Origin of the sequence: Gluconobacter sp. P1C6_b (assembly GCF_018811945.1) — a bacterium.
Lineage (GTDB): Bacteria > Pseudomonadota > Alphaproteobacteria > Acetobacterales > Acetobacteraceae > Gluconobacter.
The window spans coordinates 80,703-100,275 of sequence record NZ_JACRVU010000003.1 but is presented as its reverse complement, the minus strand read 5'-3'; the positions used below and the strand labels follow the sequence as shown (position 1 = coordinate 100,275).

Sequence of the window (19,573 nt, the reverse complement as noted above, 5' to 3'; positions counted from 1 at the left end):
TCCTTGTCAGTGGTGGGCTTCAGGTGGTTTGGGAGCGGTCGGCGCGGCAGCCTTGACCTCTGTTGCCGGTGCGGTGGCCGGTGCAGGATTTGAGAGGCCCGCCATGGCATTGATCACCTTGATCGCCTGCTGAAGCTGGAAATCGGTTGCAGGCTTCGTAGCATCGAATGCGGGCCAGCTGGCATCCGGCATCTTCGGGATGGATTTCGCGATCGGCGGGATATCGGTACGCGGCGTTTCGTTCGTCCGGTTACCGCCAATATTCGTCAGGATGTGGGACAGGTCGGCCTCACGATAACCATAGGCATCGTCATCCTTCGTCTCGGCAACGGGGATATCAGGCGTAATGCCCAGGCCCTGAATGGAGCGGCCGGACGGCGTGTAATAGCGAGCTGTCGTCAGACGCACGGCACCCTGATCGCCGATGGGGATGAGAGTCTGGACCGAACCTTTCCCGAAGGTCTTCTCGCCAAGGATGATGGCGCGGTGATGATCCTTCAGGGCACCAGCCACGATTTCACTGGCCGAGGCCGAGCCACCATTCGTCAGGACGACGATCGGCAGGCCATTGGTGATGTCCGTGCCCTTGGCGTCCCAGCGCTGGTTGTTTTCGGCGTGACGGCCACGGATCGAGACGATTTCACCGTCCTTGATGAAGTCGTCCGAGACAGCGATGGCCTGATCGAGCTTGCCGCCCGGATTGGAGCGCAGATCAAGGATGATACCGGTCAGCTTGCCGCCCGGCGCCTTGGTGGCCTGTGCCTTGAGCTTGTCGAACGCGGCATGCATGGCGCTTTCGAGATCGTCATCGAACTCGGTCAGGCGGATATAGCCCGTGCTGCCATACAGCGCAGACTTCACGATCTGGACGTGCACGATTTCGCGCGTCATGTCGAAGGTGAGCGTCTTGCCGGTCTTGGGGCGGACGATCGTCAGGCTGATTTTCGTGCCCGGATCACCACGCATCTTGCGGACGGCCTGATCGAGCGTCAGGTCATCAATGCTCTTGTGGTCGACCATCGTGATGAAATCGCCAGGCTGGATGCCTGCGCGCGCGGCGGGGGTTCCGTCGATCGGGGAGACCACGCGGACATGTCCGGACTCACCCTGAACCTGAAGGCCTAGGCCACCGAACTTGCCCGAAATCTCGGTCTGCATGTCGTGGAACTGGGCCGCGGTCATGTAGGACGAATGGGGATCGAGGTTGCCGACCATCCCGTCAAGCGCGTTATTGATGAGGTCCTTGTCGGAGACGGGGTGGACATATTCCGCCTTCACCACGTCCATGACCGTTCCCAGCAGCGTCAGCAGGCGGACGGTTTCCGCGCTGTTGTCATGGGAGATTTCACGGGCGAGGGCTGCACCCGGAAAGTCGCCGGAGCCAGCAAGACGCAGGGCTCCCGGTCCGACGGCCAGTCCGGCCAGAAAGGCGGTGCCCAGCAACAGGCCACTGCGAAACTTCATGTGATCTCCATCCTTGGGAACGAAGGAACGTACTGACCGTCGTCACCTTGAAGGCAGACTAGGCCGGTTCGGGTTGCCAAATTATTAAGAAACGATCCTACAAGGTCAGACGCGCTCGGCAAACCGGATCAGAGGAAAGGAGCGGGACTGACAACCTGCGTACCATGTCGGAGCTGGACAAAAAGCATTCCGTCGGCCGCAGGCATCTGGCCCAGTGTGGCAGCTTTCCTGATGCTTTGGCCACCCGAAACATTCAGCTGTCCCAGTCCGGAAAGGACGAAGCGGTAATTCCGTCCACAGTCGAGGATCAGCATCTGTCCGAAGGAGCGGAAGGGGCCGGCAAATTCGACTCGGCCCGTGCAGGGGGCCTGTACGGGGGCAGAAGAGAGGGCGGCATAGGTAATGCCGGTTGCGGGGCCCGCTTCCGTCGTCTGGCCCCAGCGGACGGAAACCCGGCCTGAGACGGGGGCATGACCACTGCCGCTGGAGACGCCCTGTCCGCTCGAGGAGAGCGCCTGGGCCTGCGATCGGGCATGGCGGGCACGTTCGAGCTGATGCTGACGGGTCAGGGCGGCGGCTTCCTTTTCCAGTTCGGCGCGGGCCTGGGCTTCCTGTCGGACCAGCGCGTCAATTTCGGCGGACAGATCCGCTGCGGCCTGCATGGCATCAGCCACGGCCTTGCGGGCTTTCTGGGCACCCTGATCTGCGACAGCTTCCTGCCGTGCCGCAATTCGGGTCCGGGCGGCGGCGGCATTACGCTCACGGGTCTGCTGCGCGAGCAGTTCCGCGAGTTCCTTTTGTCGGCTGTCCAGATCAATGCCGATGGCATGGAGTTCGTCTTCGCGGGACTGAAGCGCCTGGGCACGCTGTTGGGTCAGGCGGGAGAAACCGCCGAGGACGGAGAGCGCGGTGACGCTTTCTGACGCTGTTTCCGGAGAGGCCAGCAATGCGGCATCCGGTGCAATGGACAGGCGCGCTGCGACGGGAAGCAGCGGTTGCAGGGCGGCATTCTGCTGGCGGATATCCGCTTCAACAGTCGTCCGCTTGTCCATCAGCTCCGCAATACTGGCCTTAAGTGCAAGAATACGGCTCTGGGTCGTGTCCACGGCGGACTGGGCCGTATGGGTCTGGGCCGTGAAGGCGAGGGTGCGGGCATTGTCCTGCCGCGCCTTTGCTTCGGCCTGTGCCGAGGCAATCTGTTTTGCTTTCAGGGCCGCTGCTTCATCCGCCTGCCGTTTTTCCAGAGCCCGGCGCGCGGCCTGGGCGCGGGCAAGGGCTTTCTGTCCCTCGCTGGGCGCGGCGACCGCCGGTTTTTCTGTGTGACGGGCATGATGATGAGACGCGTGATGTGCTGCCGCCCAGCCGGGCGACAGGAGCAGGACGAGCGGCAGAAACGGCCGTGGATCAGGCGCTTTCAAGCAGGGAAACACCCGTCATGGCTTCAGGCTGCTTCACGCCCATTAGGGCCAGCATGGTGGGAGCCAGATCAGCCAGACGGCCGTCATGGATGGTCTGGCCATCCGCATGCGCCAGAATGACAGGCACGACGTTCAGCGTGTGCGAGGTGTGCGCACCACCCGTCACGGGATCGCGCATGGTTTCGCAGTTGCCGTGGTCCGCCGTGACAAGCAGGCTGCCACCGGCCTTGATGATGGCGTCATTGATGCGGCCCAGCCCCTGATCGACGGTCTCGCAGGCCTTGATGGCTGCGGGCAGGGAACCGGTATGGCCGACCATGTCCGGATTGGCGAAGTTCAGGACGATCATGTCAAATTTGCCACTCTCGATGGCGGCAACAGCCCTGTCCGTCAGTTCGGGGGCGGACATCTCGGGCTGCAGATCGTAGGTCGCGACCTTGGGGGAGGGGACCAGAATGCGCTCTTCACCGTCGAACTGGACTTCGCGGCCACCGTTCAGGAAGTAGGTGACGTGCGGATATTTTTCCGTTTCAGCCATGCGGAGCTGGGTCCTGCCAGCCTTGGCGACCACGTCTCCCAGCAGATCGTCGAGCGGCACCTTGGGGAACAGGATGCTCATGTAAGGTGCCAGATGATCGGAATAGCGCGACATGCCGCAGACGGCTGCGAATTTCACCTTACGGCCGCTGTCATACTCCGCAAAGTCCGGCAGGACGAGGACGTCCAGCAGTTGGCGGATGCGGTCTGCGCGGAAGTTGCAGGCCAGAATGCCGTCTCCGTCCTTCATGCCGGCATAATCACCCAGAACGGTGGGAAGAACGAACTCGTCTCCCTTGTCGCTGGCGTAACTGGCCTGAAGAGCCGAGAGGGCGTCCGTCGCGTGTGGGCCTTTCGCGTCCCGGATGGCCTCGACAGCGAGGGCGACGCGCTCCCAGCGGCGATCCCGGTCCATGGCGTAATAGCGACCGCTCAGCGTTGCGATCTGCACGCTGTCAGGCAGGTCCTTCAGGAATTTCCCGATGAAGTCCTCACCCGATCGCGGTGCCGTGTCGCGGCCATCGCTGAAGATATGGACGGCTACGGGCACACCTGCCGCGCTGACAATTTTTGCCAGTGCGACCACATGATCCTGATGGGCATGCACACCGCCGGGCGAGATCAGACCCATGAGGTGGCAGGTTCCGCCCGACGCCTTCAGGGCTGCGATGAACTCCAGAAGAGCGGGGTTCTGTGGCAGGGAGCCGTCCCGGGCGCTGCGGGAGATGCGGGGGAGTTCCTGCATCACCACACGACCGGCACCGATATTCAGATGTCCGACCTCGGAATTGCCCATCTGCCCGTCGGGCAGGCCGACATCCTCGCCCGAGGTTTTCAGGAAGGCGTGGGGGCTTGTGGCCCAGAGGGTGTCGAAAGTCGGAGTGTTTGCGAGACGGACCGCATTGTCGGACTCATCCTCCCGCCAGCCGAAGCCGTCGAGAATGACGAGCATGACGGGGCGGGGTGTCGAGGATGCGGACATGGGATGTCTCCTGCAGGAAAGGAGGAATGGGACTGTCGCCCATCATGCCATCATTCCCCACAAATGCGAACGCCCGCCATGACGGCGGGCGTTGCATTGTGATCGGGGGGACAGCTTCAGAGCTTGTCGATGCCGCTCTTGACCGCATCCTTGGCGTCGCCCGTGGTTTTCTGGACCTTGCCCTTGAGGTTCTGGGCCACGCCTTCGCCTTCAAGTTCCTTGTCGTTCGTCATGTGACCGACTTCTTCCTTGACCTTGCCAGTCACCTGATTGGCAACGCCCTTGATCTTGTCTTCGATGGAACTCATGACCGGATCCTTCCGTCTTGATGTTGTGCAATCCTAACGGGCGTCTCTGTGTCGGGTTGCGTCATGACAGCTTAAGATGCGTGACAAAATACGGCCGCGCTTTCATACATCGTCAGAAGACGCCTTTCAGATTTTCCGGAGAACCAGCATGACCCAGAGTTGCGGCCCGAACGGGCAGACCGGCAGTGGCTGCGGTGTTGGCCTGACACCGGAACAGCGGCGGATCCTTCATGAACACGGAACGGAACGTCCCGGCTCCAGCCCTCTCAACGACGAGAAGCGCGCGGGGATTTATGCCTGTGCGGCCTGCGGGCGTCCGCTTTTTGCTTCGGAAACGAAATATGATAGCGGCAGCGGCTGGCCCTCATTCTTCCAGTCCCTGCCGGATGGCGTCGAAACCACGCAGGACAGCCGCTATGGCATGGTCCGCACCGAAGTCCACTGCGCGAACTGCAAAGGCCATCTGGGGCATGTCTTTCCCGATGGTCCGCCGCCCACGGGGCTTCGTTATTGCATGAACGGTCTGGCGCTCGATTTCCGCCCGGCCGAAGGAGAAAAAGTATGAGTCAGGCGCTGCCGCCTATCGTCCTCGACCACCCGCTGGTGCGCCACAAGCTGACCCGTCTGCGTGACCGCAATACATCCACGGCCGGTTTCCGTCGCCTGACGCGCGAACTGAGCCTGCTGCTGGCCTATGAAGCCACGCGCAACCTGTCGCTGGCGCCGCGGCATATCGAAGCGCCGAGTGGCCCGATGGAAGGTGAGGAACTGGACGGCAAGAAGCTGTGCTTTGTCTCCATCCTGCGTGCCGGTAATGGTCTGCTGGATGGCATGCTGGATCTGGTGCCGTCCGCGCGTGTCGGACATATCGGTCTGCGCCGCGATCACGAGACGCTGGAAGTCAGCGAATACTACTTCAACATGCCCAGCGATGTTCCGGGACGGACCTGCATCGTGCTCGACCCAATGCTGGCAACAGGGCACTCCGCCGCCGCTGCGCTGACGCGCGTGAAGGCTGCCGGTGCAACGAACCCGATCTTCGCCTGTCTGCTGGCAGTTCCCGAGGGTATTGCCCACATGGCGGAACTGCACCCGGATGTGCAGATCGTGACCTGCTCGATCGACAGTCATCTGGACGAACACGGCTATATCGTCCCGGGTCTCGGTGATGCTGGTGACCGTCTGTTCGGCACGCGCTGAGGCTTTGGCACACGCTCTTGTGTGCTGAAACTTCAGCGGTTTTGTGGCGGGTATGGAGGCTCATCCAGAGGGGAGCGTTCCATGCCTGCCTATGCTGTGTTTATTCGTGAAAAGCTGACCGACCCGGGCGAATTCCAGAAATATTCGGAAGTGGTTGGTGAGACCTTCAAAGGCTTTCCGGCCAAGATTCTTGCGGCTTACGGCAAGCAGGAAAAACTCGAAGGGACCGAGCCTGATGGTGTCGTGATTATCGAGTTTCCGGATGCGGCGTCGGCCCGGGCCTGGTATGAAAGCCCGGCCTATCAGAAGGCCGCCGCGCATCGCTGGAAAGCCGGGCCCTATAACGTTGTTATCGTGGACGGTCTCTGAAGGTCAGTCCCGCCGGACGATATAATGCCGCGCCAGATCGGTCTCGATCTGGTGGGCATGTTCGGTGTCGCGGGCTTCCACCATCACCAGCAGCTCGGCCGTCTGAACAGACGGAGACGCAAACAGGCGGTGATGGGAGACTTCGATGATGTTCCCGCCGTAATTGCCAATGCGGGCCGAGATGTCCGCCAGCATGCCCGGACGATCAGGGATCTGGAAGATCAGACGCAGGATCCGCCCGTCCCGGAGGAGGGAGCGCAGGATCGTGTTGGCAAGAATGCGAGCGTTGATGTTCCCGCCCGAAAGGGGAAGGGCAACGCGGCGTCCCCTGAACAGCTCCGGATAGGCCAGAACGGCCGCGAGGCCAGTGGCTCCTGCGCCTTCACAGACCTGCTTGGCTTTTTCGGCCAGCGTCGTGATGGCGCTTTCGACCTGAAGTTCGCTGACGACGAGGATCTTCGAGATCTTGTTGCGAAAGGCGTTCAGGCAGTGATCGCCGAGTTTCGTGACCGCAATACCTTCCGCGATGGTCGAGCCGCCCTGCGTCGGGCCGTCTTCCTGCGGATAATTGGACAGCGAGGCATAGGCTTCGACCTGCACGCCGATGACCTCGACATCCGGGCGGAGCGCCGCCATGACGGTGGCAAATCCACCGATCAGGCCGCCACCGCCCACGGGGACGACGACGGTGTCGATATCCGGAGCATCCTGCAGCAGCTCCAGTGCAGCCGTGCCCTGACCTGCAATGACGGCCGGGTCATTGAACGGATGGACGAGGACCCGGCCGTCCTGCTTCTGGAGTTCGGCAGCGGTTTCGCTGGCCTGTGCGAAATCGTCACCGGCGAGCACGACATTCGCGCCCCAGGCCTGCGTTGCCGCGACCTTGGTGGCCGGCGTGAAGCGCGGCATGACGATGGTGGCATCAATGCCGAGAAGACTGGCCTGACGGGCCACACCCTGTGCATGATTGCCTGCCGAGACGGTAATGACGCCGCGTGCCCGCTCTTCCGGCGTCAGGAGGGCCATTTTGTTGGCCGCTCCGCGCTCCTTGAAGGAGCCGATCGCCTGAAGGTTTTCGAGCTTGAGCGTAATGTCCGCGCCCGTCAGTTTGGACAGCGCGGGGCAGGAAATCGTCGGCGTGCGAACCACGGTGGACGCGATGCGCTCATGGGCGCTTTCGATATCCGCGATGGTCACGACAGGGGTGGTGGACGTCAGGACGTCAGACATCAGCGATATGTGACCTTGAGGATTTCGTAGGTCCGGTCTCCGCCAGGGGCGGGAACGGAAACGGAGTCACCGACATCCTTGCCGATCAGGGCTTTGGCCAGAGGCGAGGAAATCGAGATCAGGCCCTGCTTGATGTCGGCCTCATGAACGCCAACGATCTGGTACAGGGCTTCCTTGTCGGTCTCTTCGTCGACGAGTTCGATATGCGCGCCAAAACGGACGCGCGTTCCGGTCAGCGTCGAAGGGTCGATCACCTCGGCATTAGAGATGATCCCTTCCAGCTCCAGGACGCGGCCTTCGATGAAGGACTGGCGGTCACGGGCGGCGTGGTATTCGGCGTTTTCGGACAGGTCCCCATGTTCGCGGGCTTCTGCGATGGCGCGGATGACGGCCGGGCGGTCGACGCTCTTGAGGGTCCGAAGTTCGTCTTCGAGACGCTGCTGTCCCTTCGCGGTCATGGGGATCTTCTGCACTCTGAAATCCTCGAAAAAGCGTGACTGAAACTTAATAAACAGCCTGACAATATAGGATTTCAGGGAGTTTTTTGCAAGATGGCGTATTTTTATTTATCGAAAAACGATAAAATCTTTGTTGGGCAGGCGATGGGTGTGCTTATCGTTTTTCGATAAGGAGGCATTATGAAGAAAATGAATACCTTGCGCTTTGTTCGTCAGATCCTGCGTTTTCTCTCTGGCATCTCATCAGTGTTGTTATGGAGCGAATTGGTCCTGTTGATAGTTGTTCTTGTTTTCACACCGATCTTCTATGTGTTCTGGGACAAGGCGCCTCACTCTTTATCGCAGGAGGGGAAGGACGTATTCAGTTTGGTAATGGGAGTCATTGAACTCTATATTTTAAAAAATATTCTCAGGAATTCTGTCGGTATTATTGATAATGTCCTCTCTGGGAAGATTTTTTCTCGAAACAATTCTGTGATGATTTGGGATATTTTCAGAAAAATCCTTTGTTTTGTTTGTATTGGTTTTTTCGGAGAGATGCTTTCAAGCTTCTTTGATCCTGCAACTTACGGTCCCTTCTCATGGACTACCTCTCTTTCGGACCTTGCGGATTTCGCGCTGTGTCTGGGGTTGCTTTATCTTATTGCCTTACTTTTCGAGAGGGTGTTCAGCTTCAGTCCGAAATGGATGAGGTCATCTGATGCCGGTACAGGTCAATCTGGATGAGGTGCTGAAGGCGCGGGGGATGTCTTTGACGGAACTCTCGGAGAAAGTGGGGCTGACGCTGGCCAATCTTTCAATTCTCAAGACAGGCAAAGCAAAGGCGATCCGGTTCTCAACCCTTGAGGCCCTGTGTCGGGTTCTCAACTGCCAGCCGGGCGATCTTCTTCGATATTCAGGCGATTAGAAACAAAAAGCCCCGCCAGATTGCTCCGGCGGGGTTTTTCAGGGGCAGGCAGGGTTCAGAACTCACCCTTGAAGTAGGACTGGAGCGGGGCGACGCCCAGATCGTCTTCCTTCAGGACCGCGATGGCGTAGGTCGCAGCCCGCGCGCCTGCGATCGTGGTGTAATGCGGGATCCCCATCGTCAGGGCGCTGCGACGGATTTCGTAGCTGTCCTGTGCGGCCTGACCGCCCTGCGAGGTGTTGATGACCATCTGCACATCGCCCGAGCGGATGGAGTCCACGCAGTTCGGGCGACCCTGCATCACCTTGTTCACGCGCTGCACAGGAATGTCGGCGTCTTCCAGACGGGATGCCGTGCCGCTCGTGGCGAGAATCGTGAAGCCCATGGCGACCAGCTTGCGGGCCAGCGGCTGGACATGGGCCTTGTCGCTTTCACGCACCGAGAGGAACACCGTCCCTGAAAGTGGCAGCTTTACGCCAGCGGCAAGCTGGGACTTGGCAAAGGCGCGTTCGAAGCTGGAATCGAGCCCCATAACTTCACCCGTGGAGCGCATTTCCGGGCCGAGGATCGTGTCGGCATTCGCGAAACGGTGGAACGGGAATACGGCTTCCTTGACCGCGACATGTGGAGAGACGGCACCGCCATTGAGCTGGAACTCGGTGAGCTTCGCACCGGCCATGACACGGGCACCAATCTTGGCAACCGGAACGCCAGTGGCCTTGGCGACGAACGGCACGGTCCGCGAGGCGCGGGGGTTCACTTCGAGAACGAAAACTTCCTGATCCTTGATGGCGTACTGGACGTTCATCAGGCCACGGATGCCCAGTTCGCGGGCCATGGCTTCGGTCTGCGAGCGCAGTTCCGTCACCAGCGCCGGGGAGAGGGTGTAGGGCGGCAGGGAGCAGGCAGAGTCACCGGAATGGATGCCGGCTTCCTCGATATGTTCCATGACGCCTGCGACATAGACGTTCTCGCCGTCGCAGATGCAGTCCACGTCCGCTTCGATGGCGTCGTTGAGGTAGTGGTCGAGCAGGACGGGGCCGGTCGAGACTTCGGGGCCGGCGGCACGCAGGACCTCGTTGAGGTAGCGCTTGAGGCCGGGCTTGTCATAGACGATTTCCATCGCCCGGCCGCCCAGAACGTAGGACGGACGGGCGACGACCGGGTAGCCGACCTCTTCCGCGATGGCCTCGGCTTCCGCCGGGCTGCGGGCGATGCCGTTGCGGGGCTGGCGCAGGCCGAGCTTGCGGAGCATGGACTGGAAGCGTTCGCGGTCTTCGGCGCGGTCGATCGCGTCTGCAGGCGTGCCGAGGAGCGGAATACCGGCTTCTTCAAGGGCGCGGGACAGCTTGAGCGGGGTCTGGCCGCCATACTGTACGATACAGCCCAGAACCTTGCCGCCTTTGGCTTCGGTCCGGATCAGGGCGATCACGTCCTCGGCGGTCAAGGGCTCGAAATACAGGCGGTCCGAGGTGTCGTAATCGGTGGAGACCGTCTCGGGGTTGCAGTTGACCATGACCGTCTCGAAACCGGCTTCGCGCAGGGCGTAGGCGGCGTGAACACAGCAATAATCGAACTCGATGCCTTGACCGATACGGTTCGGGCCACCACCGAGGATGACGATCTTGTCGCGGTTTGTTGGGCGGCTTTCGCAGTCCGGCGTGCCGAACCCGCCTTCATAGGTCGAATACAGATAGGGCGTGTCGGAGGCGAATTCGGCGGCGCAGGTGTCGATGCGGCGATAGACCGGCGTGACAGCCAGTTTTTCACGGAGGGCTGCAACGTCCTTGATGCTCTGGCCTGAGAGGCGGGCGAGCTGGACGTCGGAGAAGCCCTGGGCCTTGAGGCGGCGCAGGTTGTAGGCGTCCTGGGGCAGGCCGTTCTTTTCGATTGCGCGCTCGGAGGTCACGATGTCTTCGAGCTGGCGGAGGAACCACGGCTCGAACTTGCAGGCTTCGTTGATCTGCTCGACGGACAGTCCGGCGCGCAGGGCCTGTGCGGCCATCAGGATGCGCTCGGGGCGCGGCTCGGCGAGGGCGGCGAGATAGGCGTTATGCGAACCGTCGCCGGGGGCTTCGACCGGATCGAGGCCGGTGAGGCCCGTTTCCATTGAGCGCAGGCCCTTCTGGATGGCTTCGGCGAAGGAGCGACCGACCGACATGGCTTCACCGACCGACTTCATGGACGTCGAGAGGAGCGCCGGGGAGCCGGGGAATTTCTCGAAGGTGAAGCGGGGGATCTTGGCGACGACATAGTCGATCGTCGGCTCGAAGGAGGCCGGGGTCGTTTTCGTGATGTCGTTCTTGAGTTCGTCGAGCGTGTAGCCGACGGCCAGCTTGGCGGCGATCTTGGCGATCGGGAAGCCAGTGGCCTTCGAGGCGAGAGCGGACGAGCGGGAGACGCGCGGGTTCATCTCGATGACGACCAGACGGCCGTCCTTCGGATTGACGCCGAACTGCACGTTGGAGCCGCCGGTCTCGACGCCGATCTTGCGCAGGCACGCGATCGAGGCATCCCGCATGCGCTGGTATTCCTTGTCGGTCAGCGTCAGGGCGGGGGCGACGGTGATGGAGTCACCGGTATGGACGCCCATTGGGTCGATGTTTTCGATGGAACAGATGATGATGCAGTTATCCACTGTGTCGCGGACGACTTCCATCTCGTACTCTTTCCAGCCCAGAACGGACTCTTCGATCAGGACTTCGGTCGTGGGGGAAGCATCGAGGCCGCCCGTGACGATCTGGTCGAACTCTTCACGGTTATAGGCGATGCCGCCGCCAGCGCCGCCCATGGTGAAGGACGGGCGGATGATGGCGGGCAGGCCGACATCGGCCAGTGCCGCGCGGGCTTCTGCGAGCGTGTGGGCGATGGTGCTGCGGGGGCTTTCGATCCCGATCTCGTCCATGGCTTCGCGGAATTTCTGGCGGTCTTCCGCGCGGTCGATGACCTCTGCGTCGGCGCCGATCAGTTCCACGCCATGCTTTTTGAGGAAGCCGGACTTATCGAGCGCCATGGCAGCATTCAGGGCTGTCTGGCCACCCATGGTCGGCAGGACGGCGTCGGGCTTTTCCTTGAGGATGATGCGCTCGACGAATTCCGGGGTGATCGGCTCGATATAGGTCGCATCCGCCAGACCGGGGTCGGTCATGATGGTGGCGGGGTTCGAGTTGATCAGGATGACGCGATAGCCTTCCTCACGCAGGGCCTTGCAGGCCTGTGCGCCGGAATAGTCGAATTCGCAGGCCTGTCCGATGACGATCGGGCCAGCGCCGATGATCAGGATGGACGAGATGTCTGTCCGTTTTGGCATGGCTCAGGCTCCTGCTTTAGCGCGACGGTCCATGACCGCGACGAAACGCTCGAAAAGATAGAAACTGTCGGACGGGCCGGGACTCGCCTCTGGATGGTACTGGACGGAGAAGGCGTCCTTCGTGGTCGAGGCGATGCCTTCGTTGGAGCCGTCGAACAGGCTCACATGCGTCACCTTCACATCCGCGGGCAGGGACTTTTCGTCCACGGCGAAACCGTGGTTCTGGCTGGTGATTTCCACGCGGCCGGTCTCGACGTCCTTGACTGGTTGGTTGGCGCCGCGGTGGCCGCGCTCCAATTTGTAGGTTTTGCCGCCCAGAGCCTGTGCGAGCAGCTGATGGCCGAGGCAGATGCCGAAGACGGGGACGTTTGCGTCCAGAACTTTGCGGATGGCGGGGACGGCATAGGTGCCGGTCGCGGCCGGATCGCCGGGGCCGTTGGAGAGGAACACGCCTTCGGGCTTGAGTTCCAGGATCTCTTCGGCGGTAGCTGTGGCGGGCAGGACGGTGACGTCACAGCCAGCGGTCACGAGGCAGCGCAGGATGTTGTCTTTCGCACCATAATCCATGGCGACGACGCGGCGGCGGTTTTCGCGCACGGGTTTCGTGGAGTGCCACACGCCTTCGGTCCAGACGCGCTTGGGGCGTGTCACTTCCTTGGCCAGATCCATGCCTTCGAGGCCGGGCCACTGCCGGGCGCGGTTCAGCAGGCTGTCCGTGTCGATACGGCCGTTTTCCGGGAAGGCGAGGATGGCGGTTTGCGGGCCGTTGTCGCGCAGGGTGCGAGTGATGGCGCGGGTGTCGATGCCGCTGATACCCGCACGACCGTGATCGCGGAGCCATGCGGCGAAGGGCTCGTGGGAGCGCCAGCTTGCCGGGGCGGTGATGTCTTCCTTCAAGACGGCGCCGAGGGCGGCCATTTTCGGGGCCTCGTTGTCATCGCCGTTTGTGCCGACATTGCCGATATGCGGGAAGGTGAAGGTCACGATCTGTCCGGCGAAGGACGGATCGGTCAGGGTTTCCTGATAGCCGGTCATGCCGGTGGAGAAGCAGAGTTCTCCGACGGCGCCTTCCGTATGGGCACCGAAGCCACGGCCCCACAGGACCGTCCCATCGGCAAGGACAAGGGCGGCGTTGGCGCCGGGAGGGCAGGGATTGGACACGTCCGTCTCTCTTTCTTGTTCTTGCTGGGTTTCAGTCGCGGTGAGGTCTGCTGTCAGATCCTGCAGGGCGATTCCCGGCACGCGCAGCAGGGCTGGCCAGTGCTTGGTCGGGACCATGCGGGACTGGCGCCATTTGCGGACGGCTTCCAGTCCGACGCCTGCAAGAGCGGCGATCTCGTCCGCGCCTCCGGCTTTTTCGATGATTCTGTCGATGTCCATGGTCGCCCCGTTGCTGGCTGCCGGATGTACTTCTGGGGCCTCTGAATAAGGGATCGGAAACGGAATGGGAAGTTTTTTCCCACTGCCTGTTCTGCGTTTCGGAAGGGGGTGGGAAGTTTTTTCCGAATGGCTTGTTTTGCGGCCACACGGGGAGGGCGGATTGTTGCAAACCGGCTTTTGTGCGATTTTGCCGCCATTCAAGGAATGAGGGACGGCTCGCCGAGGGAGTTTCCTGCGGGCTGTCCGATGAAGGAGAACGGCGATGTCGCTTCGCAAGCAGATCATGGACGACCTCAAGACAGCCATGAAGGCCGGTCAGTCCGAGACAGTGGCGCAGATCCGCGGGATCACGGCCAAGATCAAGGATCTGGACGTTGCCGCCCGCGCCAGGAGCGCTGAGGTGACGGATACGGACATCATTTCCGCCCTGCGCTCCATGATCAAGTCCCGCACTGAATCCGCCACGATGTATCGTGAGGGTGGCCGTCCGGAGCTGGCGGAAAAGGAAGAGGGCGAGATCGCGACGATCAAGTCCTACCTGCCGCCGGAGCTGGACGAAGGTCAGCTCAAGGCCGGGATCGAAGAGGCCGTGAAGAAGACGGAAGCGACTGGCATGAAGGACATGGGCAAGGTCATGGCTGCGCTGAAGGAGCGTTTTGGCGCGGATCTGGACCCGGCGAAGGCCAGTGCACTGGTGAAGGCGCATCTTTCGGCCTGATCCGTCGATCAAGTCGCAGGATGGAAAGCCGCTCCTTCGGGGGCGGCTTTTTTTGTTTTCAGGGTGTCCGGCAGAGCTTGGCGTAATCGCTGGGCCGGTAGCCTGTGTTTTTGTGGAAGGCTGTGGCGAAGGCGCCGAGGCTTTCATAACCGACGTCCAGTGCCACGCTGGCCACGCTTTCGCCGCGTGCCAGTTTTTCCTGTGCGTTCAGGATGCGCAGGCGTTGCCGCCATACGGAGAACGGCAGTCCTGTCTCAAGCGTGAAATGGCGGACGAAGGAGCGGAGCGACATGGCGGCCAGTTCTGCCCAGTCTTTCTGGTCCCTTTGGTCTGCGGGATTGTCGCTAAGGGTGTTGGCGACGCGGCAGAGTTGCTCGCTTTTCGGGAAAGGCAGGGATAGGGCGGCGCGTGGGGCGGCGAGAAACTCGTGCCAGAAGCATTCCGCGAGGCGGGCGATATGCGCGGCCCATCTGGCTTCGTCGGCATCGTGGGAGAGGCGGTCTGCCAGAGCGGTGAGGAGACGTGTTCCGCCAGCGAGAAAGGGTTGGGCCGGCAGGGCGGAGCATCGTGCTTCACTGACATACAGGCTCCAGCCTGCGACGGCGCCGTGGGAGCGGGCGTCGTGCGGAATGTGTGGCGGGAGCCAGAGGCACTGGCCGGGGGCGATCAGCCAGTAGGCGTGTTCGGTGCGGATGGCCATGACGCCGCTTTCAATCCCGAAAATCTGGCCGCGTTTATGGGCGTGGCGTTCGGCAATCCGGCGTGTGTCCTGCTTCATGTGGCCGCCGAGAAGCCATGGCGTTCCGGCGTCTGGACAGACTGCGGCCGCGGGGGTCATGAAGGAATTGGCGTACATGAGTCGAACTATGGCCTGAGAGCGTGAGAACGCCAAAATGACTTTCGCTAGAACTGTCGTCTCCGGACGGGTTTGAAGCCCTGAACGGAGTGTTCAGCGGGAGATCAGGATCATGAAAGTCGGTTTTGTGGGCCTCGGGGCCATGGGACATGCAATGGCGGAGCGTCTTCTCAAGAGAGGGCACGAGCTTGTCGTAACCAACAGGACGCGCGCGAAGGCGGATGATCTGGTGGCGCAGGGGGCTGTTTTTGCCGAAACGCCTGCGGATGTGGCGCGGCAGGTGGAGGTCGTGTTCTCCATGCTGTTCGATGATGCCAGCACGGAAGAGGCTGTTTTCGGGGAGCACGGCATTGCCACAGCTCTGGCGCCGGGCGGCATTCATGCGTGCAGCGGTACACTGTCCCTGGAGCAGGCGCGCCGTCTGCGGGACGGGCATGCTGAGCATGGGCAGCTCTATGTCAGTGCCAATGTGCTGGGGCGTCCGCCAGCCGCGAAGGCGGGTGAGCTGTTCGTCGTGACGGCGGGCGCGGAGGAGGCGCTGAAGCGTCTGCGGCCTTTGCTGGAATGTTTCGGGTCGAAGATTTTCGAAGTGGGGCAGGATCCGGTTCAGGCCAATCTGGCCAAGCTGTCGCTGAACTTCATGATCTATTCGACGATCGAGCAGATGGCGGAAGTCTTTGCGCTGAATGAAAAGGCCGGGACGGATCCGCATAGGATTTTCGAGATCATGACGGGCAGTTTTTACAATGCGCCGGTTCATAAGAATTACGGAAAGCTGATGGTCGATCATGAGTACGACCATCCGGGCGCGCCGGTGACGCTGGGGCTCAAGGACATGGAGATGTTCCTTAAGGCCGGGGGAGAGCATGCTGTTCCGCTGCCTTATGCCTCGGTGGTGCGGGACCGGTTGCTGAGTGCGATCAGTGCCGGGGATGCCGGGCGGGATTTCGTCGTGCTGCTGGAGCGGGCGCGGCAGGACAGTGGGCTGAAATAAGTGTCAGGGCATAGTGTGATGTCCGGTCATGCTCCGGAAAAAATCATTCGGGACATGTTCACCATGTTTACGGATTTCGGATCCGATCTGGATGCGCTGACGGCGTTCATGACGCCCGATTATCGGCAGATTGTGGATGGGCGGGAAATGACGCTGGCGGATTTTCGCGCTCATACGCTGGCCCTGCGCGAGGGGCTTTCGTCTCTGGAAATCGAGATCCTGCATCTCGTTTGTGAGAAGGATCGGGCGGCGACGGTTCATCTGGCGTCAGTGACCCGCCCTTCCGGAGTGCGGAGCGTGATCAGAGTGGTTGCGTTTTACCAGTTCCGTGACGGGCGGCTCTGTCTTGTGGATGAACTGACGCGTGTCCAGCAGGGCCATGACGGTGATGGTGCGCTGGGAAGCCTGCAATAGTGTGGGGCAGGGTTTGACAGTCCTGCGTCGAGGTCCTCACTCTGAAATCCTGTTTTTGCGGATGAGGCCAGAATGTCGGCAGGTGGTTCAACGAAGGTCGTTTTCATTGCGCTGGGGGTCAATCTTGCGATTGCCTGCGTGAAGGGTGTGGCGGCTCTGCTGACCGGTTCGGCCGCGATGCTGGCAGAGACGGTTCATTCCTTTGTCGATTGCGGCAACCAGCTTCTGCTGCTGGTAGGCATGAAGCGTGCGGCGGCGCCTGCGACGAAGGAACATCCTCTGGGGCATCATCGGGAGCTTTATTTCTGGACGCTGGTCGTGGCGGGTGCGCTGTTCATTGGCGGCGGGGTCGCCTCCCTGCATGAAGGCTGGGAGAAGGTCTGGCATCCCGCCGCGATGGATCAGGTCCGTGTGCTGGGGCATGTCTTTCCCGGCTGGTGGCTGAATGTCGCCATCCTCGGGATTTCGGGCAGTATGGAAGGCTACGGGTTTCTGGCGGCCATGAAATCCCTGCCGTCCGGGAAAGGCTCCCTGTGGACCATGATCCGGCGCAGCACGGATCCGGGGCTGTTTGTCGTACTGTTCGAAGATGGGGCGGCGCTGGTCAGTCTGATGATCGCGCTGGTCTTCACCGTGCTGTCCGTCGTGACGGGGTGGTATGTGCTCGATGGTGTGGCGTCGCTGCTGATCGGGGTGGTTCTGGTGATTGTTGCGGTGCTGCTGACGAACGAGACGCGCTCCCTGCTGGTCGGGGAGAGCAGTCCGGAAATCGATGCGTTCGTGCGGGAGCAGGCGGCGAAGTTGCCGGGTGTGGTCGGGGTGAACGAGGTTGTGACCGAGACGCGGGGGCCGGGGAGCATCATCGTTCTGCTGTCGCTGGACTGGGACGATACGCTGACGGCCGGGCAGGTGGAGCAGGGGGTCTCGGCGCTGGAGCGGATGACGCGGACGCGGTATCCGTCGGTGCTGCGGATGTATGTCGAGGCGCAGGACAAGCGGGACAGTGCTCCGGATATTGCCGTGCAGCATCCCTGAACGCAGATCGGGCCCCCTTGCGGGAGCCCGACGCTCTCAGTCGTAAAGGACTGGAGGTGTTACTGCTGCGGCTGTGCGGCCGGAGCCGGGCTGGTGCCGGGAGCGGCAGAAGATGCGCCCGGGTTGGTCATCTGGCCCGGGGTCGTGGAATGCTCGACGTCGTAGGCCGTGGCTTTCTCTTCATAGGATCCCTTGGCGCCCGGATGTTCCTTGTCGTACAGAGCGGCCTTTGCGCGGGCTTCCTTGCGGTAACGGTGACGCACATACATGCCGGTCACGCAGCCGCCCATGGCGCCGAGGACACCATGATGGTTGGCGACGTGTCCACCGACGGCGCCGGCAGCGCCGTATTTGAGGCAGCCACCCGGTTCTGCTTCTGCCGTGGTGATCGATGTCGCCAGCAGACCGGCTGCGGCGGCAAGCATCAGGTACTTTTTCATGAACGCTTCCTGTTTTCCAAAGCTGCCGGAGCACCCGGTAGCAGAGAGACGGAGCCGAGCATGCCCCAATCCTGCGTTCAGAACAATCGGGAGGGGCAGCGCACGACATTTTCGGCTGGTGCGCTGAAGGTCCAGACGGTGCCGTCCGGTTCATGGGAGCAGGAACTGCTGGCACCGGGGATCGAGCGGGGATTGTGTTCGATGACGATCGATCCGAAGCCGCGGCGTTCGGGTCTGCAAACGGTGGGACCGCCGGTCTCTTTCCAGCTCATCCGGAAGACGGGTTTGTCCTCTTCGTCGTGCAGACCCCAGCTGACGGTTACGATTCCGGTGTCGTTCGACAGGGCGCCATATTTGATGGCGTTGGTGGTCAGCTCGTAGATGGCCAGACCGATGCGGTCGGCGGTGTCGGGGACGAACTGAAGCTCCGGATCGCCTTCGATGCGCAGACGTGTGGCCGGAAAATCGCCGGCGACAACCGTCTGGGACGTGACGACGTCGCGGACTGTGGCACCCGTCCACTCGCCGTGGATCAGAAGATCCTGACTTCTGGCGATGGAGGTGATGCGCTCTTCCAGAACCTTGACGAAAGGGGCTGTGGGGTCGGGGACGGTGCGCCGGATCAGGGCCTGGAAGATGGCGAGCATGTTTTTGGAGCGGTGGTTCAGTTCGTTGAGCAGCAGGGCGATCCGCTGCTCATTTTCGCGCTGGGTCGTCACATCGCGCGAGACGCAGAGAATGGCTTCGACGCTCTGATCGGGATTCAGAAGCGGGGTCAGCATGTTGTCCCAGTGCCGGATGGGCTGGCCGGGGAGCTGGCTGACGCCCATGAAGCGGGCGTTCTGTCCTTCGGCGGCGTCCCTCAGGGCCTCGCTGCCGGGCGCATGCGCTTCCGGCGGGAGCAGGCCGAGCCAGCGCATGCCGAAGCCTGAGGTGCTGTCCACGCCGAGGGCACTGCAGCCCGCCGTGTTCATATGAACCAGGGTGCCGTCTTTTGTGATTTCCTTGATGCAGTCTACGCTAACATTGAGCATGCGATCACGGATGTCGGCCTTCTGGAGAAGGGCTTCCTCGTGGCGTTTCTGTTCGTGGATGTCGGTCAGGATGAGGAGGCGGACGGTGTCTTCGCCGTTGGTGGGCAGGCGCTGGACGAGGCGCAGGAGGAACCAGCGGATGTGTCCGTCAGGGTTCAGAATGCGGAAGCTTGTGCTCCGGAGCTGATCTGAGCGGGCGGTGTCGCGGAGGATACGGGTGATCTCCGCCTGATCGGCGGGGACAATGACCGGGAGCCACTCTGAAAAGGCGAGCGGCACACCAAGGGCTGCGGCCTGCTGCTTCCAGGCCGTGTTGAAGTGCATGGCGCCTGCGTTGCTGACAGGCTCCATGCAGATCAGATCAGGCAGCAGGTCGAAGGCGGGGCAGGAAATGTCGGGTGGGGCGGTCTGTGTCTGTCCCATATCTCTTTCTGATGGTAGCGCGCAGTATTGCGATGGTTTCAGGATCCATGCGCGATACTTTCTGTCGCGCTGTGCAATATGTATCCTGAAAATTCA

General features: G+C 61.6%; 20 protein-coding genes and 1 pseudogene. 10 read left to right on the top strand and 11 right to left on the bottom strand.

Annotation, left to right across the window (positions count from 1 at the left end; genetic code table 11):
- Positions 1-6: 6 nt before the first annotated feature.
- The 4 genes from KP701_RS03645 to KP701_RS03630 form a co-directional block, all read right to left on the bottom strand.
- The gene (locus KP701_RS03645; protein WP_062457632.1) at positions 7-1,464 is read right to left on the bottom strand and encodes a S41 family peptidase; all 1,458 of its coding nucleotides are present in this window, start codon (positions 1,462-1,464) and stop codon (positions 7-9) included.
- Between the two features lie 128 nt (positions 1,465-1,592).
- Entirely contained in the window at positions 1,593-2,882 is a 1,290-nt protein-coding gene (locus KP701_RS03640) for a murein hydrolase activator EnvC (RefSeq protein WP_215745778.1), read from the bottom strand.
- Positions 2,869-4,401 carry a 2,3-bisphosphoglycerate-independent phosphoglycerate mutase gene (gpmI, locus tag KP701_RS03635; RefSeq protein WP_215745777.1) on the bottom strand — a complete coding sequence of 511 codons (1,533 nt, stop codon included), beginning with the start codon at positions 4,399-4,401 and terminating at the stop codon, positions 2,869-2,871. The genes KP701_RS03640 and gpmI overlap by 14 nt, the downstream gene beginning before the upstream one ends.
- Before the next feature lie 116 nt (positions 4,402-4,517).
- Positions 4,518-4,709, bottom strand: coding sequence for a CsbD family protein (locus tag KP701_RS03630; protein ID WP_041110804.1), 192 nt, complete (start codon positions 4,707-4,709; stop codon positions 4,518-4,520).
- A gap of 148 nt (positions 4,710-4,857) precedes the next feature.
- Here KP701_RS03630 and msrB point away from each other — a divergent pair, with 148 nt between their 5' ends.
- From msrB to KP701_RS03615, 3 genes are all read left to right on the top strand, one after another.
- Complete coding sequence (msrB, locus tag KP701_RS03625; RefSeq protein WP_215745775.1) at positions 4,858-5,274, top strand: peptide-methionine (R)-S-oxide reductase MsrB; 417 nt, start codon at positions 4,858-4,860, stop codon at positions 5,272-5,274.
- Positions 5,271-5,909 (top strand): uracil phosphoribosyltransferase, encoded by a 639-nt coding sequence (upp, locus tag KP701_RS03620; protein ID WP_041110801.1) that lies wholly within the window; start codon positions 5,271-5,273, stop codon positions 5,907-5,909. Before msrB ends, upp begins: the two co-directional genes overlap by 4 nt.
- Positions 5,910-5,990: 81 nt before the next feature.
- Positions 5,991-6,278, top strand: coding sequence for a DUF1330 domain-containing protein (locus tag KP701_RS03615; RefSeq protein WP_215745774.1), 288 nt, complete (start codon positions 5,991-5,993; stop codon positions 6,276-6,278).
- Positions 6,279-6,281: 3 nt separating this feature from the next.
- Here the strand turns inward: KP701_RS03615 and KP701_RS03610 are convergent, their stop codons facing one another.
- Together KP701_RS03610 and greA are read right to left on the bottom strand one after the other, a co-directional pair.
- Positions 6,282-7,508 carry a threonine ammonia-lyase gene (locus KP701_RS03610; RefSeq protein ID WP_215745773.1) on the bottom strand — a complete coding sequence of 409 codons (1,227 nt, stop codon included), beginning with the start codon at positions 7,506-7,508 and terminating at the stop codon, positions 6,282-6,284.
- A complete protein-coding gene (gene greA / locus KP701_RS03605; RefSeq protein ID WP_011251910.1) occupies positions 7,508-7,981 on the bottom strand; it encodes a transcription elongation factor GreA in 474 nt (157 codons plus the stop codon). The genes KP701_RS03610 and greA overlap by 1 nt, the downstream gene beginning before the upstream one ends.
- Positions 7,982-8,146: 165 nt before the next feature.
- On the opposite strand from greA, the gene KP701_RS03600 reads away from it, so the two are divergent.
- Positions 8,147-8,692, top strand: coding sequence for a hypothetical protein (locus KP701_RS03600; RefSeq protein ID WP_215745772.1), 546 nt, complete (start codon positions 8,147-8,149; stop codon positions 8,690-8,692).
- Positions 8,667-8,873: a helix-turn-helix transcriptional regulator gene (locus tag KP701_RS03595; RefSeq protein WP_215745771.1), complete on the top strand. Its 207-nt coding sequence runs from the start codon at positions 8,667-8,669 to the stop codon at positions 8,871-8,873. The genes KP701_RS03600 and KP701_RS03595 overlap by 26 nt, the downstream gene beginning before the upstream one ends.
- 55 nt (positions 8,874-8,928) lie before the next feature.
- On the opposite strand, the gene carB is transcribed toward KP701_RS03595, so the two are convergent.
- Both carB and carA read right to left on the bottom strand, forming a co-directional pair.
- Positions 8,929-12,183 (bottom strand): carbamoyl-phosphate synthase large subunit, encoded by a 3,255-nt coding sequence (gene carB, locus KP701_RS03590; RefSeq protein WP_215745769.1) that lies wholly within the window; start codon positions 12,181-12,183, stop codon positions 8,929-8,931.
- 3 nt (positions 12,184-12,186) lie between these two features.
- Positions 12,187-13,563 carry a glutamine-hydrolyzing carbamoyl-phosphate synthase small subunit gene (carA, locus tag KP701_RS03585; RefSeq protein WP_215745768.1) on the bottom strand — a complete coding sequence of 459 codons (1,377 nt, stop codon included), beginning with the start codon at positions 13,561-13,563 and terminating at the stop codon, positions 12,187-12,189.
- 262 nt (positions 13,564-13,825) lie between these two features.
- Here carA and KP701_RS03580 point away from each other — a divergent pair, with 262 nt between their 5' ends.
- Complete coding sequence (locus tag KP701_RS03580; RefSeq protein ID WP_215745767.1) at positions 13,826-14,281, top strand: GatB/YqeY domain-containing protein; 456 nt, start codon at positions 13,826-13,828, stop codon at positions 14,279-14,281.
- Positions 14,282-14,339: 58 nt separating this feature from the next.
- Here KP701_RS03580 and KP701_RS03575 read toward each other — a convergent pair whose 3' ends face one another.
- The gene (locus tag KP701_RS03575) at positions 14,340-15,137 is read right to left on the bottom strand and encodes a helix-turn-helix transcriptional regulator (protein ID WP_252345371.1); all 798 of its coding nucleotides are present in this window, start codon (positions 15,135-15,137) and stop codon (positions 14,340-14,342) included.
- A 97-nt stretch (positions 15,138-15,234) separates the two neighbouring features.
- On the opposite strand from KP701_RS03575, the pseudogene KP701_RS16550 reads away from it, so the two are divergent.
- The 4 genes and pseudogenes from KP701_RS16550 to KP701_RS03560 all read left to right on the top strand — a co-directional run.
- Positions 15,235-15,720, top strand: a pseudogene (locus KP701_RS16550) (NAD(P)-dependent oxidoreductase); the annotation flags it as partial.
- Between the two features lie 6 nt (positions 15,721-15,726).
- On the top strand, positions 15,727-16,131 hold the full coding sequence (locus KP701_RS16545; RefSeq protein WP_371818885.1) for an NAD-binding protein: 405 nt from the start codon (positions 15,727-15,729) through the stop codon (positions 16,129-16,131).
- Between the two features lie 54 nt (positions 16,132-16,185).
- Positions 16,186-16,545 carry a nuclear transport factor 2 family protein gene (locus KP701_RS03565; protein WP_252345370.1) on the top strand — a complete coding sequence of 120 codons (360 nt, stop codon included), beginning with the start codon at positions 16,186-16,188 and terminating at the stop codon, positions 16,543-16,545.
- Between the two features lie 72 nt (positions 16,546-16,617).
- Positions 16,618-17,580 carry a cation diffusion facilitator family transporter gene (locus KP701_RS03560; RefSeq protein WP_215745762.1) on the top strand — a complete coding sequence of 321 codons (963 nt, stop codon included), beginning with the start codon at positions 16,618-16,620 and terminating at the stop codon, positions 17,578-17,580.
- A gap of 59 nt (positions 17,581-17,639) precedes the next feature.
- On the opposite strand, the gene KP701_RS03555 is transcribed toward KP701_RS03560, so the two are convergent.
- Both KP701_RS03555 and KP701_RS03550 read right to left on the bottom strand, forming a co-directional pair.
- On the bottom strand, positions 17,640-18,020 hold the full coding sequence (locus KP701_RS03555) for a hypothetical protein (protein WP_215745761.1): 381 nt from the start codon (positions 18,018-18,020) through the stop codon (positions 17,640-17,642).
- Positions 18,021-18,097: 77 nt separating this feature from the next.
- Positions 18,098-19,477, bottom strand: a complete 1,380-nt coding sequence (locus KP701_RS03550) for a sensor histidine kinase (protein ID WP_215745760.1) — start codon at positions 19,475-19,477, stop codon at positions 18,098-18,100.
- Between the last annotated feature and the right edge of the window lie 96 nt (positions 19,478-19,573).